Annotated in this window: 5 protein-coding genes and 2 pseudogenes; 3 read left to right on the top strand and 4 right to left on the bottom strand. The window is 58.0% G+C overall.

The window, feature by feature from the left end; genetic code table 11:
- Window positions 1-87: 87 nt before the first annotated feature.
- Window positions 88-1,677 (bottom strand): hypothetical protein, encoded by a 1,590-nt coding sequence (locus R2N16_RS23505; RefSeq protein WP_316669130.1) that lies wholly within the window; start codon window positions 1,675-1,677, stop codon window positions 88-90.
- A gap of 1,496 nt (window positions 1,678-3,173) precedes the next feature.
- Between R2N16_RS23505 and R2N16_RS23500 the strand changes: the two are divergent.
- Both R2N16_RS23500 and R2N16_RS23495 read left to right on the top strand, forming a co-directional pair.
- Window positions 3,174-3,896 (top strand): annotated as a pseudogene (locus R2N16_RS23500) (DUF2968 domain-containing protein); the annotation flags it as partial.
- 311 nt (window positions 3,897-4,207) lie between these two features.
- A protein-coding gene (locus R2N16_RS23495) for an IS3 family transposase (protein WP_316669163.1) occupies window positions 4,208-5,418 on the top strand; the annotation gives its coding sequence in 2 pieces (ribosomal slippage) (window positions 4,208-4,532 and window positions 4,532-5,418; 1,212 coding nt in all).
- A 954-nt stretch (window positions 5,419-6,372) separates the two neighbouring features.
- On the opposite strand, the gene R2N16_RS23490 is transcribed toward R2N16_RS23495, so the two are convergent.
- Together R2N16_RS23490 and R2N16_RS23485 are read right to left on the bottom strand one after the other, a co-directional pair.
- Window positions 6,373-7,023 (bottom strand): transposase, encoded by a 651-nt coding sequence (locus R2N16_RS23490; protein ID WP_316669128.1) that lies wholly within the window; start codon window positions 7,021-7,023, stop codon window positions 6,373-6,375.
- Between the two features lie 575 nt (window positions 7,024-7,598).
- A complete protein-coding gene (locus R2N16_RS23485) occupies window positions 7,599-9,188 on the bottom strand; it encodes a tetratricopeptide repeat protein (RefSeq protein WP_316669126.1) in 1,590 nt (529 codons plus the stop codon).
- 600 nt (window positions 9,189-9,788) lie between these two features.
- Between R2N16_RS23485 and R2N16_RS23480 the strand changes: the two genes are divergently transcribed.
- The gene (locus R2N16_RS23480; protein ID WP_316669125.1) at window positions 9,789-10,109 is read left to right on the top strand and encodes a TrbM/KikA/MpfK family conjugal transfer protein; all 321 of its coding nucleotides are present in this window, start codon (window positions 9,789-9,791) and stop codon (window positions 10,107-10,109) included.
- Between the two features lie 42 nt (window positions 10,110-10,151).
- Here the strand turns inward: R2N16_RS23480 and R2N16_RS23475 are convergent.
- Window positions 10,152-10,205 (bottom strand): annotated as a pseudogene (locus R2N16_RS23475) (hypothetical protein); the annotation flags it as partial.
- Between the last annotated feature and the right edge of the window lie 329 nt (window positions 10,206-10,534).

Genomic DNA, 10,534 nt, shown 5'->3' with positions numbered 1-10,534 from the left:
GGACGTTGAGGACGGCAATGACCAAAGACAACACGGCAACGTCCATCGCGACGTCTTGCTGTCCCCTTAACCGACACCCACCGAGCGTCAAGCCCTTCCTGGCGATGCCGAGCGAGCCGACACAGGCATCACCAGTGACGAGGTATGTTTCTCAAGTGCGCTGGATTCTGCCTCACGCCGTTGTGCCACAAGATTTCTGCCCGCGTCCAACTGTGCGGTGGTTGCGTATTTGGAGGATGTCGTTGAAGCTGTTTGCTCCGCCTGACTCTCAAGGTTCGCAAGCCTTCTAGTGTATATGGCTCCGATCTGCCCGTTTACACCGAGATCGAACCGCGCCGCTGGACTGTGCCGCATCGCCTGTTCTTTCCACCAGTCGGCGTGGGGACCACGGCACAGCATTCGCACTGGGTCGATCTCTAAGCCTACCGAGGCGCTAGGTGGCAGCATTGCGGCCTCTACCGCAGCCAGTCCCCGAGGGAGACACGTATCAACAAACTCCTCAAGCACATCGGATAGATAGGCGACACGCCGCGGTACACCAGGAAGTGGGCTCTCGCCTCTTGCTTGGCGATGCGCGTCAATCCGCATCGCCATGCGATTAGGAATCTCTGGCTCGTAATCGACCAATAGGTCTGCCGCGCACTGGCGATCGCCTTCTCCTGTTTGCTCGATCACCTCAGCCCGCACCCGTCGCGCTTCACCGATTGCCAGCAACGCGGCTTCATCAATCGCCATATGGGCAAGTAAGGGGCGTGCGGCCAAAAATACAGCAGACAGATCATTAGCCGACGCGGCCGCTTCGTGCGCAACAGCCAATGCCGACACGTGCCGCCATGTCGCCACGGGTTGATTGACGCACCCAGGCTCCATGCGTGCCACTACTGCAACTGCGTACTCCACCAATTCGGGGTGGCGAGCAATGACTGCTAGCGTACCCACCATATCCCGTGCGATGCTTCGCACCCCACCTCGTTCCGAGGCCTCCTCAGTCGCCATGCGAAAGAATAGAGTGCACAGCGGCTCTGCCATTGCGCCCTTTGCATCGGCCACATGGGCCCAGACTTCCGCTTCGAGTTCGGGCATGCTCATGCCTGCAAACTCATATACGCGACGAGCGGCCTGATCTAGGTCTGGCGAGCACAGGTTCTCACACACTCCTCCTGAACCGGCAAAGCCGCGCACCATGAAGCCGGGCTGGAAGCGCTTCTGCCTCCACCGCAAAGCATCGACGAAATCGACCTGTTCCGAATTCAACTCGAGGTACGGGCATGCCTCAAAACGAACGTCTCGCAGTGTCGGGCTCAGAGGTGGCAAACGCGTCAGGCGTGGCAACTCGACGAGGGCAAGTCGTTCGAGTCCGACTGGTAGTGCCGGCACCGCTTCAAGCGCTTCGCAAACGATGAGCGCCAGCTCACGCAATTGCTCTGGAAGAGCCGGGAGAGTACGCAGTTGACTAGCGCCCCCCAACTGCAGCGTCTCCAATGTAGCCGGCCATGGTGGCACAGAAAGAAGATTTGGCACGTCTTCGAGAGACAGCGTGCGCAACTTTCTCGGCCAGGCTGGCACCCCTGTAAACCATGTCGCCCCTTCGCTCGAGATCACTTCGATGTCATCCCAGAAGGCCGGAAGAGGCGCAAGTGCCATTCGCTGATCTTCACGGAGTACTAGCTCCCGCATCGATTCTCCCCTGTAACGGAGAACATGACATTGCCCTCGAACATGTGAATGCCGCAGATAACGACTACAACACACGCATCTCCTTCGCCCACGGCAATCAAGCCGTGCATAAGCCCGTTGAAACACTTAAACCAGCTCAACCCATCAATGGGACGTCAATCCGAGCCGAAGCTTGTTATGCGAGTCCGAATTCAACTCAACGGTGTGCTCGTCCTGAAGAGTGACAGGAATATCTGCGACCGACAGCCCCCCGATGTCGACCTGCTGCGACCGGCAGTCTACGAAGAACACCGGAGACCGTTACATGCACAACGGTTCAGCGAGAAGTGTGTCCATGTGCCCAGAGGCACCGCGGATTCCAGCCAAGTGCCGAGCGGATAGTCCGCCGCCACGACATAGTCCGGTGACACACCCGCGCCGTACAACCGCCCGTGCACGCACGCGCATGCACGCGCATGCTTCATGCGGCAGCACGGTGCGCACGTCCGTGCGTACTCACTGTTTGAATGCTTCGATGTTCTTCATGCTGAGGGCGTTTGCTCGGCACGTCTCCAGACTGAGCCCCTCTATCAGCGCTGCGCTATCTAAAGTTGGCGACAACGAATTCCCCTGCTATTTCGTACTTTGACCGCGCTGGCTGTCTCAATCGCAATTGGTCCAACGTTCGTTGCACGAGCATGCCGTAGCCGCCTTGTGGCTTTAGACAGAGCCAGATCGATTCCTCACAAAGAATGCGCAAGGCTCATCACGCAAGGGGCGGTCGAAGAAACGCCTTCCGTTGAGAGTCTCCTCAGTATGAAATGCCTGTGGATGATCGCGGTGAAGCCTGTCAATAACTTCGCCGAGACTAGCTTTGGCTGCCGCTCGTAGCAGCCCTTGGGCTTCTTCTGTAAGCATCAAGGTCTCCTCCTTAGGGGGTCGCGCATTGCGGGAACGCGTACCGTGACGCGCTTGTACTTTCATCACTCGCGAGAACATCGCAACGATGCCCGTGCACACATTTCACATTGCCTACCAATTGCGAAAGCATTGGCGATTTGACTATCAGGCCTCAAGGCTTCCCGCTTAAATTAAAATTTAATCTGTAATTAGAAATTTGAATATCAATGGGCGACCGCCCACCCCACGCGGCCCAGAGCGGCTAGGTATGGTCGACCAAGCGTTGGTGCCGATACGCAGCAACCGACAGAGCCGAATGCCCTGCACCGCGTGGCCGAGAGACGGTTGTAGCGTTGGTCCACCGGATAGTGGAGGCTGCTGCCGACCCAAATGCAGTCAACCTGACAGAAGACTCCATCCCACACTGGGCCGTTAGAGATGGGAATGCGAAGGTTGCGTAAGGTATGGGACCTGTTGGCGGAGGTGGCGCGAAAGGGACTCAGTTATGTCTGCCGACAAGTCTCTCGTGGCTTCCGAGATCACGCTACCACGCTTCTGAATATCTATATCTGCGGGGAACCACCTGCGTACACGGACCATTTTTCAAATCAAGCTACATGGACGCACAGTGGATGTTAAGAAAGATTGCCCTAGTCGCACTCGTCACACTAAGTACTACCCAAATCGCGCATGCTCAGGCCCTTCAAAATAGTGGCGCAAGTACTGGCGCCCAATGGGGCACATTCGTACAACCCGGTACAAACGCGGCACCACCCCCCTCTTCGCAAACAGAGCAGTCACAAACGACTGCAATGATGCCAAACGATAAGCAATCCACCGCCGGCAATGTGGTCGAATTGCAGCAGATGCTCCACGGGCCCGACCTGAACGAACTGCGCACGACATACAACGGCACCTATGGCGCGAGCTTGCTCTTTTATAGCAAGAACATGACTTACTACATCGCGCTGTTCCAGCAAAAAAACTTCTGGCGTGTCATCAAGTCGCAGGATGCAACGCGCGCCGAAACGATATACAAGGATTTCGTTCGCCAGACAGTCCAACTCTCGGACGTTGAGATTCGCCGCACGCAGCTTGCGGCACAGAAAGCGTTCACAGAGCGGCTGACCGCGTTTTCGCACGACCAAGCCAATCGTTTGCAGGCTGACCTCGATGTCGAGCGTCAGCAGCAAACCATTGTGGCAAGCCAACAGCAACAGTCTCGCGGAGAAGCCATGGCGCTAGCGCAACAAAAGGCGGCTGCACAAGACCGGTTGCGCAGTGCACAGCGGCAAGTTAGCGAGTTGCAGCGCCAAATGGAAATCGGCCTGCCTTCGCACTGTTCATGTAAGCCGAAGATTTCCGCTCATTGGCGAACCGTGCCCCCCCATTATCGCAACCTAATGCGCGACATCTACGCTGCATCCGCGGCAGTACTCGATTCGTCTCACCACTGTTCACGCGCGCTGACGAATCAAGTGTCATAGCGAGCGATGCATTGCGGCTTCCTATGCCTGTGCATCTTGCCCCTGGTGGTATGACCATAGACGGTGAATGCTGGAGCAGCCCCCTGAATCCCCGGACACAGTCACCCACTTAAACTACGGGTAGGCATACGACTGTGTTTATGACTAGCAGCAACCAAGAAGTGATGGAAGTGTTGACGGGCCCGGAGCGCCGCCGGCGATGGTCGGTGGACGAGAAGCTTGCGATGGTCAGGGAAAGCTTCGAGCCGGGCAAGACGGTTTCGATGGTGGCACGCCAGCACGGCGTGAATCCGAATCAGGTGTTCCACTGGCGCAAGCTGTACCAGGATGGGAGCCTGTCTGCGGTGAGTGCAGGCGAGGAAGTGGTGCCGGCCTCGGAGCTTGCCGAAGCCCTCAAGCAAGTTCGCGAGCTGCAACGCATGCTCGGCAAGAAGACGATGGAGAACGAGATTCTGCGCGAAGCTGTGGAATACGGTCGGGCAAAAAAGTGGATTGCGCGCTCGCCATCGTTGCCAGGGGACGACCAGTGAAACAGGTTTGCGAGGTCCTCGGCGTAGCGCGCTCAAACGTGGCGGCAAAGCGTGCTCGTCCTGCTGATTGGTGCGACGGGCGCACAGCTCGGCAAACCGACGATGCTGGCTTGGTGGACGAAATCCGGCACGCCATCGCCAACTTACCGAGCTATGGCTACCGGCGCGTCTGGGGCCGATTGCGGCGCGAACGTGAGCGTCGATGCGAGGGGCCGGTCAATGCCAAGCGGGTCTATCGGGTCATGCGCGTGCACGGCCTGCTGCTTGAGCGCAGGCCGGCGCCGCCGCGACCACAGCGCCGGCATGACGGCAAGGTCGCTGTAGCCAAGAGCAACCAGCGCTGGTGCTCCGATGGCTTCGAGTTCCGCTGCGACAACGGCGAGCCGCTGCGCGTGACGTTCGCGCTGGATTGCTGCGACCGCGAGGCAATGAGCTGGGTAGCGACAACTGGCGGCTACAGTGGCGACGTCGTACGCGACGTGATGCTGGCGGCTGTCGAGCAGCGCTTCGGCAACGTCCCCAAAGCGCCAGCGGAAATCGAATGGCTGACGGACAACGGCTCAGGCTACATTGCCGGGAAGACCCGTGAGTTCGCCACGGACATTGGCTTGAAGCCGTTGACGACACCAGTTTGCAGCCCGCAGAGTAACGGCATGGCAGAGAGCTTCGTAAAGACGATGAAGCGCGACTACGTCGCCTTCATGCCCAAGCCGGATGCGGCGACGGCCGTGCGCAACCTTGCCATCGCGTTCGAGCACTACAACGAGCAGCATCCCCATAGCGCACTGAAATATCGCTCGCCGCGCGAGTTCAGGCGCAGGACGGAATCATCAACTCAAGTGTGAGGCGGTGTCCGGAGATGCGGGGGCAAATCCAAATGCACTCATTCGGGGGCTACCTTGAATGTCGTGTGAAACCGTCGCAGCACCACCCGCGCCGTCTTCGCACGCCGCCTGTCGTACGACATCCGTACACAGGTTGTATTGCAGATTTCACTAGGCCCAACATCAGATGAGCTAGAGCCGCTTGCGATTGAAAGTGTTGCCGTCTTGTTCTTGTGGCAGGAAATACGGATGGTCTGGACACCATCAACCCGACAACCGGCTATGTGTAGGTTATCTGATGGGTCTAAGTAGATATCCTCACACTGTTCCACGTCGCCTTCGCTGGCGCGAACCCCGGACGTGGAACGTGCACCTTCTTGCAAGGCGCCTCCCCCCGGAGCGCCTTGTTTTTTATAGCTTGGTTGTTTCAAGGACCAAGTGCAACGGCGGTGCCAATCACAATACCCTGCTTCGCACTATTCTCGATAAAGGCCGCTGCTGGCGTGCACATCAGGACGCAATGCGGAAGTACCTCACCGCCTGCCCGGCACCGACTTCGCGCTGCAGCCAGTCCGGCACCTCGCCATGTCCATTCCCCATAGATCTATTTCACACATGGGTGCCGCCCCTCCGGCCCCTTACGGACCGCTAGTCTGCTTAAATCTCGCGATGATCTCGACCGCGCCCAGAAGGCAACGAGAGCATCAAGACTTGATGGCGGCCTCAAAGAAGTTCTTCGACGACATTACGTGCTATTGGATGGAAAGAAAGAACAGCGGGCTTGCAGCGATAAGGTTTGCGGACAGCGTGGCTATCTCAGCCAGTTCATGTGCGCCCGAGCTTGACTCCTTTGATGCCGACCTTGCTAAGGCACCCCGCGTCGTATTTGCTGCGGACCTCGCGACCCCTCTGGCGAGTCCCGAAAAGCCCCACCTGTACTACAAGTGCAGCGCATTGGACAACTGCTACCAGTTCCTACCTGTCAACGCCGACTGAATCCTGCCCCACCTTTGGGCAATACGCCGAAGTAAATCTGACCCACCCGGACTCCGTGTCACGCGGCTGCTTTCGCGCTTGCCCGCGTGGTTTGTCCTTCAGCCGGTAGCTCTCGCCAGCTATCTGTACGATGTGCGCATGGTGCAGAAGCCGGTCGAGCATCACCTCGTCGGTGACCGAGCTGATGAAATCGGGCGAGACCTCGGTGCCGTATTGCTCTTGCAGGATGCCTTGAATCTCCCGCACGGTCATGCCCCGCGCATACAGGGCGACGATCTTGTCGTCGAAGCCGGTGAAGCGTCGCTCGTGCTTGGGGATGAGCAGCGGTTTGAAGCTGCCGTCCCGGTCGCGTGGCACCTCGTTGCGGATCGGGCCGTCTTCGGTCACCACCGTCTTGGCGCCCGTGCCGTTGCGCTGGTTGCTGAAGGCGGCCGGTTTGGCGGCGCCAGGCGGGTAGCCAAGATGATGCCTCATCTCGCCGCCGAGCGCCCGCTCAATGAGCGCTTTCTTGAGCGCCAGTGTGGCGCGATTGATGGCTTCGGCCGTCATCGGGCCATCGCCGAATTGCTCAAGCAACTCAGCGGGGATCGCCGGCAACTCCACCGGCTTGGTCTTCGGTTTGCGAGGCATACATTCTCCTTGGGAGCATGTTATGCCTTGAACACGAAATTTCTGACAGGCCCGCTTGGTATCGACGTTGACCATGCGCCCTCCCTTGGACAGACAGCTTGGACAGCGCAATGGGCGGCGTAGCTACCGCAATAGCCCAGTGCGATACGACAACTGCGCAATCACTATGTAACTGCCCAATGTACGGATCGAGCACAAAACGCAAGGTCGATTGATCCGCTAGCTGAGAACCAAGTCGGGGGGGCTCGCAACTGCAGCTTTTTTCAATTTAGGGTGGCCCTACCCTGCGGCACAATTGCCTAGTCAGATGGATTGGAGATGCTCGTTCAAGCCGAGTAGGAGGCTGTCATCAGTTGCCGTAGCTAGTTGAGTTGCGCAGAAGTGCCATTGGCTTGTTTTACGGGCCGGGGAAAAGCCAGGCACCATCATCCGAATCTTGGCGTCTCGCCCACCCCGAATCCTGATGTCGATGCACAAGCCATGATGGATACCGCATCACTAAGCTGATCGAAAACCGCGAATGAAATTGCTATCCAGCAGCAGGTCGAATGCGGTTCGCATGCTATGCAATGAAATCAGCCATAAGACTGGAGCAGGCTTCCGCGCTCCAACTCAAGAGCTACACGAACTGCCTCAGTGACACTCCGCCACCCGCCGCGCTCCATCTGGCGGAAGATGCGGACGTGCGGGTACCAGGGGCTATGGTCCCCTTGCCGTCCCCAACGCCATTCAGGCGCCCCAACCATGACCCAAGCAGGCAAGCCTAGCGCTCCAGCCAAATGTATAGGCGCCGAACATATCGAAATGGTCAGATCTAGCGTCGATGCGAAAACGGCAGCGTCATAGAAGTCCGTCCAGTCATGGGAATGATCCACAATCGACAACCCGCTACGGGCCGTGAAGTCGGGTACGACGGGGCGTTTCTGGAGAGCGAACCAGTCTACATTTGCGATCTCCGCCAAAGGTTGAAGATCTTCAGGCGCAAGGCTGCGAGCTCGCCCAGTGAAATGGGTCGGTGCAGTGTCCCAGCACAGGCCGATCCGCAACCGATCGCGGTGCGAATGAGAAGCGGTGGGCAGCTCCGTACCAACTCGGGACCTCAGTTTGATATATCCATCGAGCCGCGCTGGCACGTTTCCTTCGCTCGCACCGAATCTCGGCGGCAGCAAATTATCGAAAATCCAATAGTCATATTCGCTCCAATTCTCGACGGGCCATGCAGTGAGCAAGTTATCGACGCCTTCAAGCTCATTGAAAAGACGCTTCAGTTCCGGCCTGACGCAGAACGTGACATGAGCGCCTGCCGCCTTCAAGCTGCGCGCATAACGCGCATACATCAGGCTATCGCCGAGCCCCAAATAGCTTAGTACGAGAATGCGTTTGTTCTCGAGGCTTTGCCCGCGCCATAAACGATCGTGATAAGTGGTCAGGACCGGAGGAGCACTCTTAGTAAGCAACCCCTTATCAACGAGCATCTCATAGTGACGCCAACCAGCTTTCGTGTCGCCCAGCAACAAGAGAATATTGGCCAAAGGGAAAATAACGTCACCCCTATGCGGTTCATGCTCGGCGGCCCGGTACAAATAACTCGCGCCCTCTTCCAAGCGCCCCAACATGAAAAGCGAGATGCCACACTGCGTAAGTGCCTCGACGTCTGTCGGGCGAGCCGCCAGGATGCCAAACGCGACCTCCACTGCGCCTTCATGATCGTCAAGGAAACGATGTCGTGCCCGTAGGACGACGCGCGAATCTCCGATCTCAGCAGCTCTCGAGCCGTGATGCCGCGCGGCATCAAAATCGAGGGTCTGGAAGCTCAAGTCGGCGAGCATCAGATGTGATTCGGCGTCGGAGGGATACACCTCCAGTCCCGCTTTTAGACTGGCCTCAGCAGCGGCAGGATTATTGAGAAAATTGAACTGGACAACGGCCCGCTTGCGCCAGGGGTAACTGGACGTAGGCATCATAGCAATGGCACGATCACAAGCGTCCAACGCCTTATCCGCTTTGCCTAGTCTTAACAGCGCCTCGACATAGCCCGCAAGCACGTCATCGTTCTGCGGATGGCTCTCAAAAATAAGCTTCCGAAGGTCCGCCGCTAAATCAAATCGCCCCGCCGCCTCGGCATCGCGAATTTGCGCGTCCATATGATCGAAATCCTTATCCATACCAGCGGTCCCTCAAGCTATATAACAGGGAAGATCGCAACCGCAGGCCACCGAGGTAAAAGCCCGTACATCGCGTGAACTTTATGTATCCCGCGAACCGAATCGAGCACCATCCCCACCGCCCCCGGCGGCGCAGGAGCGGATGCTGAGTTGATTTCCGTACAGGCATGGCTACCCCTTCGTGCCGCCCCTTCTGTCCGGCATCAGCTATGTGATCGCGCACGGAACTTCTCGTGAGGTTTGTCACGTTGCCGCCTCAACCTCGCACACTGGCGCAGGCAGGCGCAGAAAAGGAGTATCAGCACCGCAATCTTTCCGATCGCGTACCAAACAGGCTGCAAATACGCCGCAATGCGCTTTGCCAATGCAATCGTTCCGCCTTTGGGATTCCGGCACGGCAGATTTGCAAGGCATCGGTGAGCCTACTGCCGCTAAGCTAATCTCAGCCACCGCCGCTGAAACACCGGATATGTAAGCGAGGCCCGGGCAGGCAGAGCCGAGCATCTTTGCGCCCCCCAGGGTGACCCCGGTTGGCCGGACAGTCATCATATGCCGACGACAGCGATTTAACTCTTACTTCTTGCAGCCATGAAGACCGTAATGCAGTTCATCTTCACGATGATGGTGACGCTCATCTTCAGCATGGCCGCCGCCATCGAACCGGCACCGGCAGCGAATCTTCCTTGCGAAGCATTGGTGTGCCTCACGGGTGCAGTTCATATGCAATCCGGTGGCACGGGTTGCATGGGGCCGATGCAGGCATTTTTTAGCATCCGGATTTTTGATCCGGTCACCGGCTATAACGAGGCCGCTACGGCGGCGGCTCGCGCTACGTTTCTGAACAGCTGTATCAGCCCCCCAAACGAATGGGCAGACATCGACGTGATGAAGACGTATGGCACTGCGTTCGATGGGCCGTAGCGGCTCGGCCCTTCCTTTCAGTCCGCCAGAGGAATAGCCACCGTACAATGCCTCGTAGTACAGGTAGTTCTGTCCGCTGTCCTTGCGGTGCGAGGCGACGGCGTCGACTTAGCGCGTGAGCTCCTCCCAGAGTGGCCACGATTGCTTCTCGAGCCGTTTTCCCCAGGCCGATGCCAATCGGTGTATCACGCCTCCCCTAATGCGTCACATGTCGTGGGAGCCGGCGGCAATGCGGGCGAATTCGCGAGCATCTGGCAGGCGCAGATGCAGTCCTACGCAACCAGGACCGAGCTTTTCCTTAAGGTTCGAGCGACTTCCTGGGTCTGCAGTGCTGCGTTGTGCGCAAACTCCTACCGCGGAACTCGAAATATGGATTCGCGAAGAGCCCAGAGACTGGTCTAACGGGCCTACGCCTTTCCCTGATT

The sequence above is a fragment of the Ralstonia psammae genome (genome assembly GCF_958405935.1).
In the GTDB taxonomy this organism is placed as follows: domain Bacteria; phylum Pseudomonadota; class Gammaproteobacteria; order Burkholderiales; family Burkholderiaceae; genus Ralstonia; species Ralstonia psammae.
The sequence above is the reverse complement of the archived record's forward strand: the minus strand, read 5'-3'. Positions and strand labels throughout refer to the sequence as shown.

Excerpts from the sequence above, each read along its gene's own strand:
- R2N16_RS23480 (WP_316669125.1), top strand. The coding sequence starts at position 9,789 with ATGCAGTTCATCTTCACGATGATGGTGACGCTCATCTTCAGCATGGCC.
- R2N16_RS23490 (WP_316669128.1), bottom strand. The coding sequence starts at position 7,023 with ATGCCTCGCAAACCGAAGACCAAGCCGGTGGAGTTGCCGGCGATCCCC.
- R2N16_RS23505 (WP_316669130.1), bottom strand. The coding sequence starts at position 1,677 with ATGCGGGAGCTAGTACTCCGTGAAGATCAGCGAATGGCACTTGCGCCT.
- R2N16_RS23485 (WP_316669126.1), bottom strand. The coding sequence starts at position 9,188 with ATGGATAAGGATTTCGATCATATGGACGCGCAAATTCGCGATGCCGAG.